This window comes from Microbacterium halophytorum, assembly GCF_002970975.1.
GTDB classification, from domain to species: domain Bacteria; phylum Actinomycetota; class Actinomycetes; order Actinomycetales; family Microbacteriaceae; genus Microbacterium; species Microbacterium halophytorum.
This window is the reverse complement of sequence record NZ_PNFA01000005.1, coordinates 228,802-248,924: the sequence shown is the minus strand read 5'-3', so window position 1 is coordinate 248,924 and position 20,123 is coordinate 228,802. Positions and strand designations below refer to the sequence as shown.

The following is a 20,123-nucleotide window of genomic DNA, read 5'->3' as shown; positions in this document are numbered from 1 at the left end:
CTCCGGCGCGGCGTTCGGCGCGCTCAGCGCCGGCGGTACTCGATGGGCTCGCCGACGTACGGCTGCCACGCGTCGCGCACGTGCGCGGGCAGGCGTACGGGGCGGCCTGTCGCGGCATCGGCGAGCACGACGACCGTCGTGGCGCGCGCGTAGCAGGTCTGCTCCTCGCCGGTGGGGCTCATCACCTCGTAGCAGATCTCGACGCTCGAGCCGCCGAGGCGGCCGATCCAGAGCTGCACGTCGAGAGGCTTCCGGCCGTACGGAACCGGCAGGACGTACTCGATCTCCTGGCGGGCGATCAGTGTCTGCGCCGCGCCGGAACCCGAGACGGTGTCGTCGTCGAACACTGCGACGGGAGTCGGGGCGACGTCGCCGTCGCGCCAGAACGCGCGCAGCCGCGCCTCCTCGAGGATCTTCAGCAGGCTGACGTTGTTGATGTGGCCGAGGGCGTCCTGGTCGCCCCACCGCCGTTCCACGGGGATGTGCACGCGCATGGACCCATGTTCCCGCGCGCCGGTCCGCGGCGCGAATCGGCGACCGGATGATCGGCCGCCCGCGCCCGATGCGGGATCGCCGCTACGCGGCGGTGCGCGAGCGGCGGGCAGCGCGGATCGGCAGGGCGATGAGGCGCCAGCCGACGAGGAGGACGAGGAGCGTCACGGCGGTGACGATGACGAAGGCGGTCGCGGTGCCGCCGCCCGTCGCGGCGCGCAGCAGCAGGCCGCCGACGACCGTCACTGCCCACACCGGCAGGCCGACGCGTACGGGGCCCCACGGTGCCCTCCACGCGAGCGAGACCGCCCAGCCGGCGACGAGCGCGACGAGGAACGGCCACGCGACCACGGCGAGCCCCGCGGCGTCGAACCCGCCGTGGTGCTGCACCATCCCGATCGCGGCGAACGCGACGACGAGCACGGCGTCGATGACGAAGGCGAGCCACTTCATGCGCCCCAGCGTATGCCGCTCGCACTGGGCGTCGGCGGAGCGCCGTCCGCCTGACGCGTCCTGCGGTTCGCGGGCCCCGGAGCGCGTCAGGTGGAGACGGACCCGAGGCCCCTAGACTGGCCGGGTGACGGCGAAGCGACTGCATCTGGTGCGGCACGGCGAGGTCGACAACCCGAACCGCGTGCTCTACGAGCGCATCCCCGGTTACGGGCTGAGCGCCGACGGGCGCCGGATGGCGGCCGCGGCGGCGACGCACGTCGCCGGCCTCGGCAGGCCCGTCACGGCGCTCGTGCGCTCGCCGCTGCAGCGCACCGCCGAATCGGCGGAGCCGTTCGAGCGCGCCTTCGACCTCGAGGCGGCGCCCGACGAGCGCGTCATCGAGCCGTGGAACAAGTTCGCAGGCAAGGTGATGAGGAAGGCCGTGCTCAACCCGCTCAACTGGCCCAAGCTCATCCGGCCCTCCGTGCCGAGCTGGGGCGAGCCGTACCGCGACATCGCCGCTCGCATGCGCGCGGCGATGGACGAGCTGTGGGAGGCGGCCCCCGACGGAGACGCCGTGATCGTCTCGCACCAGGCGCCGATCTGGATCACCCATCTCGCCGTCGCCGGCGAGGAACTCCCGCACGACCCGCGCACCCGCCGCTGCGCGCTCTCGAGCGTCACGAGCTTCGAGCGCAGGAACGGCGCGTGGCGCGAGGTCGGCTACGCCGAACCCGCGTCGACCTCGGGCGCCGTCGACGTCGGCGCCGTGTAGCGCCCGTCCGAGAATGTCGGCACGACCGTCTCGGGCGCACAACGCAGTCGATTCTCGGTCGGTCGGGGCGTGGACACGGTTCCTCGGGGCGCGGGGGCCGGATCGACTGCGTTGTGTCCCCGGCGGCCGGTCGGCAGTCGCGTCCAGCTGATTCCACGGCAGGATCCGTAGGATTCCAGCGTGACCCGCGCCATCCGATTCGCCGCCATCGCCGCCATCGCCGTGGCGGGCGCCGCGCTCGCCGGCTGCTCGGCGGACCCGGTCGCCGACCAGTACCGCTCCGGCGACAACAAGGGCTACATCGCGAGCGACTTCCGCGTCGACGAGATCGCTCCGGATGACCGAGGCGAGCCCGTCGAGTGGGCCGGCGAGACCGAGACGGGCGAGCAGCTCTCGAGCGACGACACCGCCGGCGACGTGACCGTGATCAACTTCTGGTACGCCGAATGCGGCCCGTGCATCGCCGAGGCCGGCGACCTCGAGGAGGTCTGGCAGCAGTACCAGGGCGACGGAGTGCAGTTCGTCGGCGTCAACACGTACAACCAGGCCCCCACAGCCGTGAGCTTTGCGCGCGACAACGGGGTGACCTACCCGAGCATCATCGACGTGAACACGGGCGCCGTGAAGCTCGCGTTCGCCGCCGAGACGCCGATCCAGGCCACGCCCACGACGCTCGTGATCGACAAGCAGGGGCGCATCGCGGCCCGCATCATCGGCGAGCTCGAGGGCCCCAGCGTGCTGTCCACCCTGGTCGGCGACACTCTCGACGAGGCATGACGAGCGCGAGCAGCGGCCGCGCCGCATCCGGATCGACGGCCACCTGATGGACGCCGGTTCCCTCGTCTTCGACGGCGCGCTCTGGGTCGCGATCCCGATCGCGCTGCTCGGAGGGCTGCTGTCGTTCCTGTCGCCGTGTGTGCTGCCGCTCATCCCCGGCTACCTCGGCTTCATCGCCGGCGCCGTTGCTCCCCGGCGCGACGTCAGCGTGCTGCCGAGCGACGGCTCGACCGAGACACAGGCGCGCGGGCGGCTCGTCGGCGGCGTGCTGCTGTTCATCGCCGGCTTCACGCTCGTGTTCGTCACGATCATCGTGCTCGGCGGCATGGCCGGCGGCATGATGCAGCGCTTCAGCCTGCAGTACGGCGACCTCGTCATGCGCATCCTCGGCGGTGTGATCATCGCGATGGGGCTCGTGTTCATCGGCTTCTTCGGCTTCGCGCAGAACATCAAACGCCCGCAGATCAAGGGCAACCTCGGCCTGATCGGGGCGCCCCTGCTCGGCGTCGCGCTCGGCCTGGGCTGGGCGCCGTGCATCGGCCCGACGCTGACGGCCATCACCTCGATCGCGTACCTGCAGGGCGACGCCCTCCGCGCCGCGATCCTGGGGCTGGCGTACTCGCTCGGCCTCGGCATTCCGTTCCTGCTCGTCGCGCTCGGCTTCGGCTGGGCGACCCGCGCGATCGGGTTCCTGCGGCGCCACGTGCGCGCCGTCAACATCATCGGCGGCATCATGCTCGTCGCCCTCGGCCTGCTGATGGCCACGGGTGTCTGGACCGCGTGGATGCTGCACCTGCAGGGGGTGTTCGCCAGTGTCCCGGCGCTCCTCTGACCCCGACTCGAATGCGAAGGGCGGCCACGTGCCAGGCGAGAACGACGCGAACCCGGATGCCGCAGGCGAGCAGGCCCCGGAAGCCGAGGCATCGGACGCCGCACCGCGCAGCCGCGGCGCCCGCACCGCGAGCGGCGCCGACACCACGGGCGCGGACGCGTCCGACCCGCAGCGCCCGTCCGACCACTTCGACTCGGCGCCGGCATCCGGGGTCGTCTCGCCGAAGCTCGGCGTCGTCGGCTGGCTCCGCTGGGCGTGGCGGCAGCTGACGAGCATGCGCACGGCGCTCGTGCTGCTGCTCCTGCTCGCCGTCGCGGCCGTGCCCGGTTCGCTGTTCCCCCAGCGCTCCGCCGACCCGAACGGCGTGACGCAGTACCAGGCCGACCACCCCGACCTGTTCCCGCTCCTCGAGAGCGTCCAGATGTTCGACGTCTACCACTCCGCGTGGTTCTCGGCGATCTACATCCTGCTGTTCATCTCTCTCGTGGGCTGCATCCTGCCGCGCACCAAGCACCATCTCAAGGCACTCCGCTCCCGGCCGCCGCGCACGCCCGTGCGGCTCGGCCGCCTCGCCGACCACCGCGCGACGACGGCGCACGTCGATGCCGACGAGGCGATCGCGGCCGCGACGAAGCAGTTGAAGGCCTCCGGATACCGCGTCGAGCGGTACGACACCGACGCGGTCGGCTCCCGTCCGGCCGTGAAGAGCGTCTCGGCCGAGCGCGGCTACCTGCGCGAGACGGGCAACCTCGTCTTCCACGCGGCGCTCGTGGGCGTGCTGATCGCCGTCGGCATCGGCGGCACCCTCAAGTACACGGGGCAGCGCGTCGTCATCGAGGGCACCACCTTCGTGAACACGCTGCTCGACTACTCGTCGATGAACCGCGGCCAGTTCGTCTCGGAGGACGCGCTCGAGCCGTACGCGATGACGCTCGACAGCTTCGACGTCACGTACCAGCCGCCGGGCAGCAACGCGATGAGCCAGGCGGGCGACTTCGCCGCCAACGTCACGATCACCCACCCGGGCGAGGAGCCGGAGCCCGGCGTCGTGAAGGTGAACGAGCCGCTGCAGGTCGGCCACGACAGCATCTACCTGCTCGGCAACGGCTACGCCCCGACCGTGACGATCCGCGATGCGGACGGCGAGGTCGTCTACGAGGACTCGGTGGCATTCCTGCCGTCGGGCGACGCGCAGATGACGTCGCAGGGCGTCATCAAGGTCGCCGACGGCCTGCCGGAGCAGCTCGGCCTCGTCGGCTTCTTCTACCCGACGGTGGCGGAGCTGACGACAGGCGCCTACGCCTCGCAGTACGGCGATCTGCTGAACCCGCTCCTGACGCTCGACGTGTACGCGGGCGACCTCGGCATCGACGACGGCACACCCCGCAACGTGTACGCCCTCGACACCGACGGCATGGACAAGCTCACGGGCCGCGACACCGATCGCGAGTCGATCGAGCTCGCACCGGGAGACACGGCCGATCTTCCGAACGGGATGGGCACCATCACATTCGAGGACGAGACCCCGGAGGGCGCCGACGACTCGATCGGCATGACCGAGTCGGTCAAGCGCTTCGCGTCGCTGCAGGTGCACCACGACGCCTCGGCCCCCTGGGTGCTGCTGTTCGCCGTGCTCGCGGTGCTGGGCCTGCTGACGGCGCTGTTCGTGCCCCGTCGCCGGATGTGGGTGAAGGCCACGGAGGGCGCCGACGGCGTCGAGCTCGAGTACGCGGGCCTCGCCCGCGGCGAGGACCCGACGCTGAGGGCCGCCGTCGACCAGCTCGCCGACAAGCACCTGGCGTCGCTCGGCGTCGAGGAGCACCCGCCGACCCGCTGATGCTGCCACCGCTCAGGTACCGCCAGTCGCGGCTCTCGGGCGACGGAACCCGCAGGACGTGACACCTGAGCGGCACCCCTTCCCGTTCAGGTGTCACTAGGCGCGACTCTGGTCAGTCGCACCCGCAGGTGGCGGCACGTGAGCGGGCCGCGCGACCACGCAGCGGGGCGCCCGGCGGGGGCGATTCCCCGGCAGAACGCAGGTGGGGCGGCGTAGTGTGGCGGGCATGCCGGACGTCGCAGCACTCGACACCTACTCCGTGATCCTCGTGTGGACCGCGGTCGCGATCTACACGCTGAGCTTCATCGCCTACGCCGTCGACCTGTCGAAGCGGTCGCAGGAGTCGATCGAGGTCAAGGACGCGGTGCGCGCGCCCGCGCGCGAGAAGGTCGGGGCGCTGAACGCGGCCTCGGCATCATCCGTCGGAACCGTCACGCGCGCAGCCGCTTCGAGTGCGGTTCCCGCGGGCGCCGAACCCCCGAAGCGGCGCGTGTTCGCCCGCATCGGCACGGCCCTCGCGGCGCTCGGCTTCGTCATGCACCTCGCCGCGACGGTGCTGCGCGGCGTCGCGGCCGGCCGCGTGCCGTGGTCGAACATGTGGGAGTTCGCCATGACGGGCACGCTGCTCATCATGGCCGTCTACCTCGGCGTGCTGTTCTGGAAGGACCTGCGCTTCCTCGGCACGTTCATGACCGGTCTCGTCACGGTGCTGCTCGCGTCGTCGTCGATCTTCTACGTCGAGATCGTGCCGCTGATGGACCCGCTGAAGTCGGCGTGGCTCGTCATCCACGTGTTCGTCGCCTCGCTCGGCACGGCGTTCCTCGCGCTCGCATTCGGGCTCAGCGTCGTGCAGCTGATGCAGGCGAGGCGCGAGCGTCTGGCGGTCGTCGCCGCGGAGAACGGCGAGGAGCCCAAGCGCAGCTTCCTGCGCACGCTGCCCTCGGCCGAGGCGCTCGAGGGCCTCGCGTACCGCCTCGCGATCATCGGCTTCATCTTCTGGACCTTCACGCTGATCGCCGGCGCGATCTGGGCGCAGGACGCCTGGGGCCGCTACTGGGGCTTCGACGTGAAGGAAGTCTGGACCTTCATCATCTGGGTGCTCTACGCGGGCTACATCCACGCCCGCGCGACCCGCGGCTGGCGCGGCACGCGCTCGGCCTGGCTCGCGATCGTCGGCTTCGCCGCGGTGATCTTCAACTTCACCATCGTGAACATGTACTTCGACGGCCTCCACGCCTACTCAGGGCTCTGATCGGCCCGCGAGCACCGCGCTGGCGGCGTTGTCCTCGTCGCTGGCCTGGGGCCCGCTCCTCGTCCGCCTTGCCATCACGGCACTCGCGAACCGATCATCCATAGGCGCAATCGCAGACCCCGGATGCCCCTGCCGCGCAACGAGCGCGGTAGGGGCATCCGGGGTCTCGACCGTGTCGGCTCAGTGCGCCATCGCCGCGAGGGCCTCCTCGTCGAGCGTGGCCAGCGATCGGGTGTCCTGGAAGTCGCGCACTCCGTGGATGCCCTGCTCGCGACCGAAGCCCGACTGCTTCACGCCGCCGAACGGCGCGCGCAGGTCGAGGCGCGTCGCGCCGTGGTCGTTGAACCAGACGTAGCCGCACTCGAGCCGCGAGCCGATGCGCTGCGCCGTCTCGGGGTCCGACGTCCACACGCTGCCGCACAGGCCGCCCCACGAGTCGTTGGCGCTCGCGATCGCCTCTTCCTCGGAATCGAACGGGATGATCGGGATCACGGGCCCGAACTGCTCCTGCGTCACCACGCGCAGCGATGGGTCCGGATCGATCACGAGGGCCGGCCGCAGGAAGTTGCCGCCGTCGAGCTCGCCGCCCGGCAGCTCCCCGTACTCGCGGACCTCGGCGCCCGACTCCTTCGCCTCCCGGATGAGGTCTTCGACGAACGTCTTCTGCGCCGGCTGGTGCAGAGGGCCCATCGTCGTCCCCTCGTCGAGGCCGTAGCCGAGCACGGTCTTCTGCAGCCGTGCCTCGAGCCCCGCCACGACGTCATCTAGGCGCGAGCGGTGCACATAGATGCGCTTCGCGTTCATGCAGATTTGTCCGGTCGAGTCGTATACGGCCGCGAACATCCGGTCGAGGTGCGTGTCGGACAGGTCGGCGTCCTCCGTGACGATCGCCGCGTCGTTGCCTCCCAGCTCGAGCGTGACGCGGGTGAGCGACTGCGAGGCCATCTCCATCATCTTCTTGCCGCCGCTGACCGAGCCCGTGAAGCAGACCTTCGCGACGTCGGTGTTCCGGATGAGCGACGACATGTTCGCGTCCTCGCCCGTGACGACCTGCAGCACGCCGGCCGGCAAGCGCTCGGCGACGCGCTGCACGACCCGGGTGGTCGCGAGCGGGGCCGAGGGCGGCGGCTTCACGATCGCGGTGTTGCCCGCCAGCAGTGCGTGGGGGAGCGACGCGGCGAGGATCGCGATCGGCCAGTTGAACGGCACGATCACGGTGACGACGCCGAGCGGCTGGTAGCCGACCTGCGTCGTCACGGGGATGCCCGGAGCCGGCTCGAGCGTCTCGACGGCGTCGACCCTGTCGGTCTCGGCGAGGGCGAGGTTCCAGCGCAGCTCGAACACGAATGCGTCGGCCCACGCTTCGCCGACGACCTTGCCGTTCTCCTGCGACAGGATCGCCGCGTCGTCGTCGCGGTGGTCGCCGAGCGTCGCGACCGCATCGGCCATCTGCTTCGCGCGCTCCTGCGGGCTGAGCGCCGACCATGCGGGGAACGCGGCCTTCGCGGCGGCCACGGCATCGTCGACGTCCTGCGGCGTCGCCGAGGCGGCCTCGCCTACGATACGGCCGGGCTTGGCGGGGTCGGCGATGCGGAGCACGTCCGCGGTCGTGCGCTCGGAGCCGTTGATGTACAGAGCCGTTGTCACGGCGGGCTGATCCGACATCGGATCACTCTCCTTCGATCGGGTGGTGCGGCGCCATCGCCGCTCGGGGTGCGACCGCTCTCAATATCCCACGCCGATGACGGGGAGGGAACGGGAAGGTCGAACCGATCCGAACGGAGCACGCAGTCAGTACGCCCAGACGTTGTGTGAGACGCGGACCCAGTCGTCGTCCGCGAGAGCCCCATCCGCCTGCACGACGAAGCCGTTGGTCTTCAGCCACACCCCGCCGCAGGCCACGCTCCATGCGCCGTCGCTGGGCATCAGGGCCAGACAGATGTCCTGCCGGAAGTCTGCCGCACGGGCCACCCAGACCTCGGTCCCCTCGTGATCGCCGACGTAGCGCACGGAGCCCAGATCCACTCCGTCGAGCCCGCTCTCAGGCATCGGAAGGGCATCATCGGCGGACGGCTCCCGCTCCAGGTCGGCGAAGGAGCTGCCATCGCTGCATCCCGCGGCCAGAGCGAGAACGCCGAGGCAGATCGCTGCGGCCGCCATCGGCCTGTGCATCCGGGGTCGAGTCATGCGCGGCTCCACGTCTGCGATACCGCGGCAGTCGAGGTCAGCGTCACGTCGATCCCGCCCGCTGCGGGTCGGCGTCGGGGTTGTAGGCGGAGAATCCGTTCATGACGCGATACCGACCCCCGAGCTCCTGCTGGATCGCGTCGATGAGGTCCAATCCCTCGCGGTACCATGCGCGACCGACGTTCGCATCGGGCCAGCGGATCTCCGATACGGGATTCAGAACGGTCTCCCACGTCTCGTTCCAGGATGCGGCCCTCTGCCGCGTCTCCGCGGACACCGGAAGCGTTCCGAGCACCATGTCGCCGAACCCCCATTCCGGGGACAGCTCGACGATGAAGAGGTCGTTCGGCGGCTCCATAGGCAGGATGGTACCGCCTTGCCCGCCTCTGTCACCGGGAGCGCTTCCCGCGCACGGCGAAGCCGCGCCGCCGACCCCGGGAAGATCGGCGGCGCGGCTCGTGCGGCCGGCTTACGCGGCGGCGGGAGCGATCAGGGCCTTCGAGCTCACGGTGCGGCGCGCCGTGACGGCGATCGTCGTCGCGATGAACGAGACCACGCCCCAGATGAGCAGGGCGACCGTTGCGGCGCCCGCGCCGCTCGTGCCGGTGATCGCGGCGATCATGCCGTCGAACGCGGGGCTCGTCGGCAGCAGGGGCCGGATGGCGAGCAGGGCGGCGGGCATCGTCGAGACGATGCCGATCGCGACCGAGTAGGCGCCGACGATGCCGGCGATCCAGCGGCCCGCGCCGCGGAAAACCGCGACGAGCGCCTGGTTCACGGCGGCGAACGAGACGCCCGCGAGCACCGACAGCCCGAGAAGCGGCCAGAACTCGGCGGCGTCGTAGCCGGAGGCGAGCTGGACGATGCCCGCCACTGCGGCGCCCTGCACCGCGCCGATCACGGCGGCCGGCAGCAGCGAGCGGCCCGCGAGGAACGCCGACGAGCGGCGCGAGGCCATCACCGCCGCGGGGAAGGCGCGCAGCACGAAGAACGTCGCGAGCGAGCCGAACCACAGCACCGCGACCACGAGCAGCGGGATCGCCGACGCCCCGAACAGGCCCGTCCCGGATGAGGCGGCGACGGGGTTCGCGACGACCGTCGCGAGGTCGTCGGCCTCGGCCTGCGTGTAGGAGGGCACGGAGTCGACGGCCGTGCCGAGCCCGTCGGCGAGCTCGCCGGCGCCGTCGCCCAACTGGCCGACGCCGTCGCCGAGGCCGGACGCACCCTCGGAGAGCTGGATCGCGCCGTCCTGCAGGGTCGGCACGCCGGCCGCCGCCTGCCCGGCGCCCGTCGCGAGCTGCCCGACGCCGTCCGCAAGGCTCGACGTTCCTTCGGCCAGGGCGCTCGCGCCGCCGCCCAACTGCTCCGTGCCGTCGGCGAGCTGCGAGGCGCCGCCCGAGAGCGCGCCGGCCCCGTCCGCGAGCTGGCCCGTGCCGTCGGCGAGCTGCGCGGCCCCGCCAGACAGCGAGGCGCCGCCGTCGGCGAGCTGGTGCGCGCCGTCCGAGAGCTGGGGGATGCCCGCGCCCAGCTGCTCTGCTCCGTCGGCGAGCGACTCCGCCCCCGCGGTGAGTGCGGGCAGCTGGTCGGCGATCTGCGCCGTGCCGTCCGAGAGCTGCTGCGCGCCGTCGGCGAGCGGAATGACACCGTAGGCGAGTGCCGAGACGCCCTCCGCGAGCTCCGTGGCGCCCGGCGCCGCCTGCGACGCGGCAGTGGCGAGATCCGCCGCTCCCGTCGCGAGGCCGTCGGCCTGGAACGAGGCACCTGCGAGCCGCTCGCAGAACTCGGCGCTGCCGCCGCTCGCGGCGCAGCTCGCCGCGAGTTCCTCCAAACCGCTGGCCAGTTGCGCGTTTCCGGCCGCAAGGCCGGGGTTCTCGGCGCTGCCGTCGCCGTTCAGCCCGCTACTGATGCCGCCCATCGCCTCGGAGACGCCGTTCGCGCCCTGCACGAGCGCTGGATTCTCGGCGGTGCCGGATCCGATGACGCCCGTCTTGACTTCGTCGAGGCCGGCAGCGAGCTGAGCCGCCCCAGCGGCGACGCCGCCGTCGCCGGCGATGCCCTCCTCGAGCTGAGCCGTGCCGTCGGCGAGCTGGCGGGCGCCGCCCTCGAGCCCGGGGTTCCCGGCGGTGCCATCGCCCGAGATGCCCGCGCCGAGCTGGTCGATGCCGTCCGCGAGGCCCGCGGCGCCTTCGGCGAGGCCGCTCGCGCCGCCGGCGAGCTGGTCGGCGCCGGTCGTGAGCTCGTCGGCCCCGTCGGCGACCCCGGATGCGCCTGCCGCCAGTTCGCCGGCGCCGTCGGCGAGCGCGGGAGCGCCGTCGGCGAGAGCGCGAGCGCCGTCCGAGAGCTCGTACGCGCCGGTGGACGCGTCGCCCGCGCCATCGGCGAGCTGGCCGATGCCGTCGCCCAACTGGCCGACGCCGTCCGCGAGGTGATCCGCGCCATCGGCGAGCTCGCCGGCCCCGTCCTCGGCCTCGCCCGCGCCGTCCGCGAGCTGCTCCGCACCGTCGGCCGCATCGCCGAGCTGCTCGCCCATCGTGCTGAAACCGACGAGCAGGTTGCTCATGGTCGCCTCGGAGAGCATGTCGCCCATCGAGCCGGCGGCGGCCGCCGCGAGCTGGTCGGCGATGGCCTGGTCGACCACGAGGGCATCCGGGGCTGTTTCGACGTCGATCGTGGCCTGCTCGGGCGCCGCGTCGTCGCCCGACAGGTTCTCGGCCGACGACATGGCGGCCGCCGAGAAGTTCTCCGGGATCGTCACGACGGCCTGGTAGCTGCCGTCGGCGAGGCCCGCCTCCGCATCCTCGTCATTGGACAGCACCCACGTGAGGTTGCTGTCGGCGTCGTCGGAGCCGGAGACGAGGCCGGAGGACAGCTGCCGGCCGAGCGGGGTGAGCTGCCCGTCGACCGTGACTGCCTCGTCGTCGTTGACGATCGCGGCGGTCATGTTCTCGAGCCGCTCGGTCGGGTCGTGCAGCGCGGCGATCAGCACTCCTCCGATCACCACGGGAAGCAGCACGATGCCGACGACGGTCAGCCAGGTGATGGGCTTGCGCGCGCGGGCGCGTTCCAGGAGGGTCATGCGGTCACCTCTGTGCGATTCAGGTCGAGCGTGCGGGCGTCGGGCCAGCCGGCCGCCGCGAGGGCGGTGCGGGCGGCGCCGGCATCGGCGGCCGTCACGAAGACGGCCAGCGGGCGGGCGGGGTCGGCGGCCTGCGCCGCGTCGCGGAGGGCCGCGGCCAGCTGGTCGCGCTGGGCCGCGTCGAGGCGGTCGACGCCGTCGAGCACGACGAGCGGCGGCGAGCCGCGCAGCGCCTGGGCCGTCGCCTCGTCGGGGGAAGGAGCGCCGCCGAGCTCGGCGAGGCCGACGTGCTTCCTGACCCAGGCGGCGCGGCCCGGCATCAGGTGCCCCGCCACGCGCAGCAGGCCCTCCGACGACGCGCGCCCGGCGATCGCGAGCGAAGCGGCCCGCGCGGCCACGGCATCCGGGGTCGCCAGCACGACCGCCTCGCCCGGTTCGACCCGCAGCGAGAGGCCGTCGACGAGCACCCGGTCGCCCGCGGCGACGCGCAGGTCGTCGGCGGCGACGACAGCGGTCGAGCCGGGCTCGGGCCAGTCGGCGAGGCTGCGCTCGCGCTCGACGGCCTCGCCCTCGACGTCGAAGTGGGGGAGGATGCGCTCGAGCCAGCGGGGCATCCACCACGCGTGGCGCCCGAGCAGGGCCATCACGGCCGGCACCAGCGTCATCCTGACGAGGAACGCGTCGAAGGCGATGCCGGATGCGAGCGCGAGCGCGATGGGTTTGATGTTGCTATCGCCCTCGGGCACGAACGCCGCGAACACGGCGAACATGATGACGGCAGCGGCCGAGACGACGCGGGCGGACGCGGCGTAGCCGGAGCGCACCGACTCCACGGCGACGTCGTTCGCGGCCCGCTTGCTCGCCCTGTCGGTGATCGGGCCCAGGCGGCGCACGGCGTGCACGTAGTCCTCGCGCATGCGCGAGACGAGGAACACCTCGTAGTCCATGGCGAGGCCGAACAGCACGCCCATGACGACGATCGGCATGAATGCGATGACGGGGCCCGTCTTGGCGACGTGCAGCAGGTCGGCGCCCCAGCCCCACTCGAACACCATCGTCACGACGCCGAACGCCGCGAGGATCGACAGCAGGTAGCCGAGCGCGGCCTTGAGGGGAACCCAGATCGAGCGGAAGACGATCATGAGCAGGATGAACGACAGGCCGACGACGAAGATGCCGAAGGGCAGCAGCGCGTCGCCGAGCTGGTCGGAGATGTCGATCGACACCGCCGTGAAGCCGGTGACCTTGAGGTCGATGCCGAACTCGTCGAGCCACTCGTCGTGGTGGCTGCGCAGCTCCCGCACGAGGTCGGCCGTCTCGGGGTCGGAGGGGCCGGTCTCCGGTACGATCTGGACGATGCCGGTGTCGGCGGCCTCGTTCGGCGTCGACATGGGCACGGACGCGACGCCGGGCACCTGCTCGACCTCGTCGGCGATGTTGTCCATCAGGCGGAGCGGGTCGTCGCTCGTGACGATCGTTCCGGTCAGGATGAGCGGGCCGTTGAAGCCGTCGCCGAAGTGCTCACCGGTCAGGTCGTACGCCTGGCGGGCCTCGGACTCCTCCGGGAGGACTCCGGCGTTCGGGAGGGCGAGCGCGAGCTGCGTCGACGGGATGGCGACGATGCCGAGCCCGAGCACGACGGCGATCGTCGTCACGATGGGGTGGCGCGTGACGAGCCCGACCCAGCGGCGGGCGAAGCCGACCTTCGCCGGCTTCGCCTTCCCGCCCTTCCTCGGCTTCTTCGGGCGGCCGGCGGCGCGCGCCCCGACGAAGCCGAGCAGTGCGGGCGTGAGCGTCACGGCGATCGCGACCGCGACCGCCACCGAGATCGCGGCGGCGATGCCCATCGTCGTGAGGAACGGGATGCCGGCGAAGCCGAGGCCGATGAGCGCGATGAGCACGGTGACGCCGGCGAACACGACGGCGGATCCGGCCGTGCCGGTCGCGCGGGCGGCGGACTCCTCGAGCGGGACCCCGTCGCGCACCTGGTCCTGATGCCGCGCGGCGATGAACAGCGAATAATCGATGCCGACCGCGAGGCCGAGCATGAGCGCGAGCAGCGGGGTCGTGGAACTGACGGTCGCGAAGCCGGTCGCGGCGACGATGCCGAGCATGGAGACGCCGACGCCGAGCAGCGCGACGGCGAGCGGGACGCCCGCCATCGCGACGGCGCGGAACGCGATGATCAGCACGATGAGGGCGACGAGCACGCCGAACGCCTCCGTGATGGTGACGGTCGGCAGCTCCGTCGCGTACAGGTCGCCGCCAAGGGCCGACTCAGCGCCGTTCGGCAGTTCGGTCTGCAGCGCGGCGAAGTCGCTCTGGATCTGCTCCTTGGTGTCATCCGGGATCGAGGTCATGTCGCCGTCGACCTGCACCTGGATGATCGCGGACGTCGCATCGTCGGAGATCATGCCCTCGACGAGTTCGTCGTAGGGAGAGTTCGCGGCGGACACGCCGTCGACATCGGCGACCGCGTCGACGAACTCCTCGATCGGCTCGCGGTACGAATCGCTGGTGATGCTGTGCCCGTCGGCCGCCACGACGATGCCCTGGGCGCTCGTGCCGGCGACCTGGGGGAACGTGCGCGACAGCTGGTCGAGCCCCTCCTGGGACTCGGTGCCCGGGATCGTGAACGAGTTGTCGAAGCCCTTGTTCAGGCCGAGGGCGCCGCCCCCGACGACGAGCAGGAGCAGCACCCAGGCGCCGAGCACGCGCCAGGGGCGGCGGAACGACCAGCGGCCGAGGGAGTACAGAAGGGTGGACACGCGGTGCCTCCGGATACAGGGGACGATTCGATACAACACTGTATCCAGTACGTAAGTGTATCGTAGAGCGGCGAGCCCTCGGACGGCTGGGCATCGCATGTGAGAAGGTGGGGCGCGTGGGCGCAGAACAGACCAGGAGCCGCGAGAACACGCGGGCGAGGCTGCTCGAGGCGGCGGCGGAGGTGTTCGCGGAGGTCGGCATCGCCGGCGCGTCCGTCGAGGCGATCTGCGATCGTGCCGGTTTCACGCGCGGCGCCTTCTACTCCAATTTCGAGACCAAGGACCAGCTCTTCCTCGAGCTCTCAGCGGCGGCGGGCAGTCGCCAGCTCGAGCGCGTGCGAAGCCGGATCGCGCAGGTCGAGAGCGAGACGGAGCCGTCGGACGGGCGAGACATCCGGTCGTTGCTGCGGGTGCTCGACACGCTCGGTGCGTCGCGCGACGATACGATTCTGTCGGTCGAGAGCGAGCTCCGCGCGATGCGCGACAGCGAGTTCGGAGCAGCGCTGATCGCGCAGTACGAGCGCTTCGTCGACGAGGTCACCGCGATCGTCGAGCAGGTGCTGCGCAACCGGCACATCGAGCTCCGCGTCGATGCGGGGTTCGCCGCACGCGTGCTCATGACGACGTGGGACTCGACGGCGCGCAACGGGGTCATCGCTGGGCTCCCGGAGGAGGAGCGCAACCGCGCGTCGCACGAAGCCGTCGCCCGCATGGCTGAGGCGCTGATCGCATAGACGCTCCTCGTCGGCGCCGTCCGGTCGGACACGGCGCGCGGGCCGGCGTGTGCACAACGCAGTCGATCCTCGGTGCCGGCATTGCGCCGCCCGCGGGAGTCCGCCGGCAACGGTCGCCGCGGGGTGCGGATCGACTGCGTTGTGTCAGCCGGTCATCCGGTGAGGTGCGTGTGCGCCGCGCGGATGCGGGCGTGCCACCACGCTTCGCGCTCGGCGCTCGCCGCGTGCTCGTCGAGGAGCGCGGCGGCGGGGACGACCCGGCCCGCAGGAATCTCGCCGCCCAAGGGCGCGAGCCGCGGCTCGGCGACGTCGGCGGCGAGGAGGGCCGCCGTGCCGAGCCCGCAGTCGTAGTCGAGCTCGGGCAGCGCGGCCGCGAGCGCCGCTCCCTGGGCGAGCCCGACGCTCGTATCCAGCGCGGACGAGACGACGGCCGGCAGCCCCGCTTCCGCGACGATGGCGAGGGCCCGCCGCACGCCGCCGAGCGGCTGGGCCTTGATCACGAGGATGTCGGCGGCGCCCGCCCGTGCGACCGCCAGGGGATCATCGGCCCTGCGCACCGACTCGTCGGCGGCGATCGGGATGCCCCAATCCGTCAGCCGCTCCCTGATCTGGGCGAGCTCCTCGACCGTCGCGCACGGCTGCTCGATGTACTCCAGGTCGAACTCGCTGAGGGCGTGCGCCGCGTGCTCGGCCTCGTCGACGTTCCAGCCGCCGTTCGCGTCGACGCGGATGCGTCCCTCCGGCCCGAGCGCGTCGCGCACGGCGCGCACCCGCGCCACATCATCGGCGAGCGTCTGCCCGCGCTCGGCGACCTTCACCTTTGCGGTGCGGCAGCCGTCGAACCGGGCCAAGACATCCGGTACCTCGGCGGCCGAGACGGCGGGAACCGTGGCGTTCACGCCCACGCGGTCGCGTCGTGCCCGAGGCTGCGGACGCCACGCGAAGTCGAGCGCCGCGGCGAGCCACGTCGCGGCCTCCGGCGCGTCGTACTCGAGGAACGGCGAGAACTCCGCCCACCCCTCTGGCCCCTCGATCAGCGCCGCCTCGCGGTGGTCGACGCCGCGGAAGCGCGTCGCCATCGGAAGCGAGACCACCCTGGTGCGCTCGAGGATCTCGTCGATGGCCGGGACGGCGGTGTCAGTCGGCTCGCTCATGCGTCGAATCTAGTCGCATCGGTGGCGCCCGGCCCCGGTGCCGCGGCGAGGCGGGGCCCGCGTTCGGGGCAGGATGGACGCATGAGGTTCTGGATCGGGGCGCGCGGCGCCGACATGGGCAGGCAGGGCGCGGGCATCACCGCCGTGACGGCGGGCGAGGCCGACTCGCCGCTGGCAGGCGGGGCGTTCGCCGACCGCGGCATCGCCGTCGACGCGCCGTCGCCGACCTGGCTCGCCCCGCATCCGCGGCTCGACGTGGTCTACGCCGCGCTCGAGGGCTCCGGCCGCGTTGCGGCGTACCGGCGCACGGGCGAAACCTCGCTCGAGCCGCTCGGTGCGCCCGTCGACGCGGGCGAGGCCGTGTGCCATATCGCCGTCGCGCCCGATGGCTCGCGCCTCGTCGCCTCCTGCTGGGGCGACGGCCGCGTCGTGCACATGCCGCTGCGCGCCGACGGCTCGCCAGGCACCCCGTCGCTCGCGAAGGCGGCCGACGACCCCTACGGCGTCGACGGCGTCGGGCCGGACTGGGCCCGCGCCGGCGCCGGCCTCGGCGTCGTGGCCGAGGCCGAGCGCGCGGCGCTCGCCGCGGCGGAGGGCGCGGCCGATGGCGTCGGTTCGCCGAGCGCCGACAGCGCGGTGACAGGGGCCGACGCGGCCGAGCTGCCGAGCGGCCTGCTGGTGCCCGGTTCCGACGACATCGCGAGCCTGCTCGCGTCGGCGGATGCGCCGGCCGGTGCGGCCGATGATCTGCTCGCGGCACTCGCGGACGCCCGGCGCGACGGCACCGAGGTCTCCCGCGAGGAGGCGCAGCGCATCGCCGCCGAGGTCGCGGAGAGCTCCGGCGAGGGTGCTCCTGCCGGCGCGCCCGACGCGGCGACGGCGGCCCCGCGCCCCACGCGCGCCCACTCGGCCGCGTTCCTGCCCGACGGCAGGGTTGCGACGACCGACCTCGGCTACGACCTCGTGCGCATCTGGCGGGTCGCCGCATCCGGGCTCGTGCCCGACCACGAGGTCGTGCTGCCCTTCGGCACGGGGCCCCGCCACATGGTCGTGCACCCCAGCGGGCACCTGCACGTCGTCACGGAGTTCTCGTGCGAGGTGTGGACGCTCGCGCAGGGCCCGGATGCGCGCTGGCGCGTCGTCGCGTCGGTCGCGACGGGCGCGCAGGCCGGCGACACCGGCGCCGAGCTCGGGGCCGGCCGCGACTGCGCGTTCCTGTACGCGGGCCTGCGGGGCAGCGACACCCTGTCCGTGCTGCGCGTCACCGGCGAGGGCGGAGGGCTCGAGCCGGTCGCTCTCGTCGACTCGGGCATCCGGGTGCCGCGGCACCACGTGATCGTGCGCGACACCCTGCTCGTCGCGGGTCAGGAGTCCGACGAGATCGCGTCGCTCTCCCTCAACGAGCGCACGGGCGTGCCCGGCCGCGTGCGCCATCGCCTCGAGACGCCGACCCCGCAGCATATTCTTCCGACGGCATAGACCAGCTTCCGGTAGCGTCGACAGCGGCGCGCGGGGAGCGGCCCTGCGCCGATACCGGGAGGCACCATGATCGATTCGCTCATCGCACGACTCCTCGGCACGCGCTGGCTCATGCGCTTGCCCATCGGCATCTACCGCGCCGGCTTCGGCTGGATGCTCGGCGACCGCCTCGTCATGATCGAGCACCAGGGCCGCGTGTCGGGCGAGCGGCGCTACGTGGTCGTCGAGGTCGCCGAGCGCACCGGCAGCGCCCTGCGGGTCGCATCGGGTTTCGGTGAGAAGTCGCAGTGGTACCGCAACCTGCGCGCGAACGGCGTCGCGTACCTCAGCACGGGCCGCGTGCGCCGCCGTCGCGTCGACGTGAACCTGCTCGACCATGACGCGTCGCGCGTTGTGCTCGAACGCTACGCGGCGGCGCACCCCGCCGCGTGGGAACGCCTCAGCGCCGCCATGGAGATCGCGCAGGGCCACGACCCCGTGATCCCGATCGTCGAGTTCCGCCCCTTCGGCTGACCTGCTCGCCGCTACCCTGGGGTCATCTCGACCAGGAGGAGACCGGATGGCGAAGTCGCGATTCCCGCAGCGCGTCTACCGAGACGGCGACGAGCCCGATCCGCGCTTCAGCCTCGCGAACGAGCGCACGTTCCTCGCTTGGCTGCGCACGTCGCTCGCGCTGTTCGCCGCGGCGATCGCGCTCGAAGCACTGCAATTGCCCATCAATGCCGGGTGGCGCCTCGCGGGCGCCGTCGTCTTCCTCGTGCTCGGCGTCATCGCGGCGGTGCAGGCGTGGTTCGGCTGGGTCGCGACCGAGAAGTCGCTGCGGCGCGGCGCGGCACTGCCCGGCCTGTCGATCGGCGGGGTCCTGGTCGTCGGCGTGATCGTCGGCGTCGCGATCATCTTCGTCGGCGGCCTCGTGTGAGCGTCCCCTACGACCAGGGTCTCCAACCGGAGCGGACCCTGCTGGCCTGGCGGCGCACGTGCCTGTCGTTCGCGCTCGCGAGCGTCGTCCTGACGCACTACACGGCCCAGGAGTTCGGGGTCATCGCCGTGATCCTGGGCCTTCTCGGCGCCGGATTCGCGGCGACGAGCTACTTCCTCGCGTCCCACGGGTATCGCCGTGTGCACGAGTCGCTGCACGCCCGCGGCGCGACGGGCGGCGATGGCACGCCGTTCCTCCTCGCCACCCTGGCCGTGCTCGCCATCGGTGCATCTGCGGCCGTGTACCTGGTGATCGCGTTCGCAAGGCTGTGATCGGGCGCTCGTTCCGGGTGGCGCGCGCCGCCGCCGCAGACCTGACTGGTCCCCGCGGCGCTCGCTGACGACAGTCCGCTCGGGACGGCCGCGGGGGCGAGCATCGGGTTCGGCGTCTGCGACGGCGCGTAGGGTTGGGGCGTGACCGACTTCGTCTCCGACCTGTTCGATCCGGATGCCTGGGTGCCCGCGCCCGGCTCCGGCGAGTACCGCGACATCACGGCGCATGTCTCGCCCGACGGCGGCATCGCGCGCATCGCGTTCGACCGCCCCGAAGTGCGCAACGCGTTCCGGCCGGCGACCGTCGACGAGCTGTATCGAGCCCTCGAGATCGCCCGCACCGACCCGAAGATCGGCGCCGTGCTGCTGACGGGCAACGGCCCCAGCGCGAAGGACGGCGGCTGGGCGTTCTGCTCGGGAGGCGACCAGCGCATCCGGGGCCGCGACGGCTACAAGTACTCCGATGACGACGCCGCCGTAAGCGACCCGGCGCGCGCCGGCCGGCTGCACATCCTCGAGGTGCAGCGGCTCATCCGGTTCATGCCGAAGGTCGTCATCGCCGTGGTGCCCGGGTGGGCGGCCGGCGGCGGCCACTCGCTGCACGCCGTGTGCGACCTCACGATCGCGTCGCGCGAGCACGGCCGGTTCAAGCAGACCGACGCCGACGTCGGCTCGTTCGACGCTGGCTACGGCTCGGCGTACTACGCGAAGCAGATCGGCCAGAAGTTCGCGCGCGAGGTGTTCTTCCTCGCGGAGGAGTACTCGGCACAGCGCGCCTACGAGATGGGCGCCGTCAACCGCGTCGTCGATCACGCCGACCTCGAGCGCGAGGCGATCGCGATGGCGCGCACGATCCTGACCAAGTCGCCCACGGCGATCCGGATGCTGAAGTACGCCTTCAACGCGGCCGACGACGGCATGGTCGGCATGCAGCTGTTCGCGGGGGAGACGACCCGCCTCGCGTACGGCACCGACGAGGCCGTCGAGGGACGCGACTCGTTCCTCGAGAAGCGCGACCCCGACTGGTCGGGGTTCCCGTACCACTACTGATGCGCACACCGGCGAGAGGAGCGACCC

The 20,123-nt window shown here is 72.3% G+C and carries 19 protein-coding genes; 11 read left to right on the top strand and 8 right to left on the bottom strand.

The genetic code is table 11. From position 1 onward, the window contains the following. Positions 1-23: 23 nt before the first annotated feature. Together C0010_RS06715 and C0010_RS06710 are read right to left on the bottom strand one after the other, a co-directional pair. Positions 24-494, bottom strand: coding sequence for an acyl-CoA thioesterase (locus tag C0010_RS06715; protein WP_105566281.1), 471 nt, complete (start codon positions 492-494; stop codon positions 24-26). Positions 495-576: 82 nt separating this feature from the next. Further along, positions 577-945: a DUF3054 domain-containing protein gene (locus C0010_RS06710; protein ID WP_105566280.1), complete on the bottom strand. Its 369-nt coding sequence runs from the start codon at positions 943-945 to the stop codon at positions 577-579. Positions 946-1,069: 124 nt separating this feature from the next. On the opposite strand from C0010_RS06710, the gene C0010_RS06705 reads away from it, so the two are divergent. The 5 genes from C0010_RS06705 (at position 1,070) to ccsB (ending at position 6,397) form a co-directional block, all read left to right on the top strand. Beyond that, the gene (locus C0010_RS06705) at positions 1,070-1,699 is read left to right on the top strand and encodes a histidine phosphatase family protein (protein WP_105566279.1); all 630 of its coding nucleotides are present in this window, start codon (positions 1,070-1,072) and stop codon (positions 1,697-1,699) included. A gap of 180 nt (positions 1,700-1,879) precedes the next feature. After that, on the top strand, positions 1,880-2,476 hold the full coding sequence (locus tag C0010_RS06700; RefSeq protein WP_232531792.1) for a TlpA disulfide reductase family protein: 597 nt from the start codon (positions 1,880-1,882) through the stop codon (positions 2,474-2,476). A gap of 46 nt (positions 2,477-2,522) precedes the next feature. After that, entirely contained in the window at positions 2,523-3,308 is a 786-nt protein-coding gene (locus C0010_RS06695) for a cytochrome c biogenesis CcdA family protein (protein ID WP_105566278.1), read from the top strand. Between the two features lie 28 nt (positions 3,309-3,336). Continuing rightward, positions 3,337-5,145, top strand: a complete 1,809-nt coding sequence (gene resB / locus C0010_RS06690) for a cytochrome c biogenesis protein ResB (protein ID WP_105566403.1) — start codon at positions 3,337-3,339, stop codon at positions 5,143-5,145. Positions 5,146-5,371: 226 nt separating this feature from the next. Next, positions 5,372-6,397 (top strand): c-type cytochrome biogenesis protein CcsB, encoded by a 1,026-nt coding sequence (gene ccsB, locus C0010_RS06685; protein WP_105566402.1) that lies wholly within the window; start codon positions 5,372-5,374, stop codon positions 6,395-6,397. Between the two features lie 180 nt (positions 6,398-6,577). Here ccsB and C0010_RS06680 read toward each other — a convergent pair whose 3' ends face one another. The 5 genes from C0010_RS06680 to C0010_RS06660 all read right to left on the bottom strand — a co-directional run bounded on the left by C0010_RS06680 (position 6,578) and on the right by C0010_RS06660 (position 14,428). After that, positions 6,578-8,062, bottom strand: coding sequence for an aldehyde dehydrogenase family protein (locus C0010_RS06680; RefSeq protein ID WP_105566277.1), 1,485 nt, complete (start codon positions 8,060-8,062; stop codon positions 6,578-6,580). Positions 8,063-8,188: 126 nt separating this feature from the next. Further along, positions 8,189-8,584: a hypothetical protein gene (locus tag C0010_RS06675; RefSeq protein ID WP_158685349.1), complete on the bottom strand. Its 396-nt coding sequence runs from the start codon at positions 8,582-8,584 to the stop codon at positions 8,189-8,191. 43 nt (positions 8,585-8,627) lie between these two features. Further along, positions 8,628-8,942 (bottom strand): hypothetical protein, encoded by a 315-nt coding sequence (locus C0010_RS06670; protein ID WP_105566275.1) that lies wholly within the window; start codon positions 8,940-8,942, stop codon positions 8,628-8,630. Between the two features lie 111 nt (positions 8,943-9,053). After that, the gene (locus tag C0010_RS06665; RefSeq protein ID WP_105566274.1) at positions 9,054-11,660 is read right to left on the bottom strand and encodes a YhgE/Pip domain-containing protein; all 2,607 of its coding nucleotides are present in this window, start codon (positions 11,658-11,660) and stop codon (positions 9,054-9,056) included. Next, entirely contained in the window at positions 11,657-14,428 is a 2,772-nt protein-coding gene (locus C0010_RS06660; protein ID WP_105566273.1) for an MMPL family transporter, read from the bottom strand. The genes C0010_RS06665 and C0010_RS06660 overlap by 4 nt, the downstream gene beginning before the upstream one ends. A 116-nt stretch (positions 14,429-14,544) precedes the next feature. Here C0010_RS06660 and C0010_RS15240 point away from each other — a divergent pair, with 116 nt between their 5' ends. Then, entirely contained in the window at positions 14,545-15,162 is a 618-nt protein-coding gene (locus tag C0010_RS15240) for a TetR/AcrR family transcriptional regulator (RefSeq protein ID WP_232531790.1), read from the top strand. A 152-nt stretch (positions 15,163-15,314) separates the two neighbouring features. On the opposite strand, the gene C0010_RS06650 is transcribed toward C0010_RS15240, so the two are convergent. Further along, on the bottom strand, positions 15,315-16,316 hold the full coding sequence (locus C0010_RS06650) for an o-succinylbenzoate synthase (RefSeq protein WP_105566272.1): 1,002 nt from the start codon (positions 16,314-16,316) through the stop codon (positions 15,315-15,317). An 81-nt stretch (positions 16,317-16,397) separates the two neighbouring features. Between C0010_RS06650 and C0010_RS06645 the strand changes: the two genes are divergently transcribed. The 5 genes from C0010_RS06645 to C0010_RS06625 all read left to right on the top strand — a co-directional run bounded on the left by C0010_RS06645 (position 16,398) and on the right by C0010_RS06625 (position 20,096). Further along, the gene (locus C0010_RS06645) at positions 16,398-17,795 is read left to right on the top strand and encodes a lactonase family protein (RefSeq protein ID WP_232531788.1); all 1,398 of its coding nucleotides are present in this window, start codon (positions 16,398-16,400) and stop codon (positions 17,793-17,795) included. Between the two features lie 66 nt (positions 17,796-17,861). After that, a complete protein-coding gene (locus tag C0010_RS06640) occupies positions 17,862-18,308 on the top strand; it encodes a nitroreductase family deazaflavin-dependent oxidoreductase (protein WP_105566271.1) in 447 nt (148 codons plus the stop codon). 46 nt (positions 18,309-18,354) lie between these two features. Then, complete coding sequence (locus tag C0010_RS06635; RefSeq protein ID WP_105566270.1) at positions 18,355-18,714, top strand: YidH family protein; 360 nt, start codon at positions 18,355-18,357, stop codon at positions 18,712-18,714. Beyond that, a complete protein-coding gene (locus C0010_RS06630; RefSeq protein ID WP_105566269.1) occupies positions 18,711-19,046 on the top strand; it encodes a DUF202 domain-containing protein in 336 nt (111 codons plus the stop codon). Before C0010_RS06635 ends, C0010_RS06630 begins: the two co-directional genes overlap by 4 nt. 141 nt (positions 19,047-19,187) lie before the next feature. Further along, positions 19,188-20,096, top strand: coding sequence for a 1,4-dihydroxy-2-naphthoyl-CoA synthase (locus C0010_RS06625; RefSeq protein WP_105566268.1), 909 nt, complete (start codon positions 19,188-19,190; stop codon positions 20,094-20,096). Positions 20,097-20,123 lie beyond the last annotated feature (27 nt).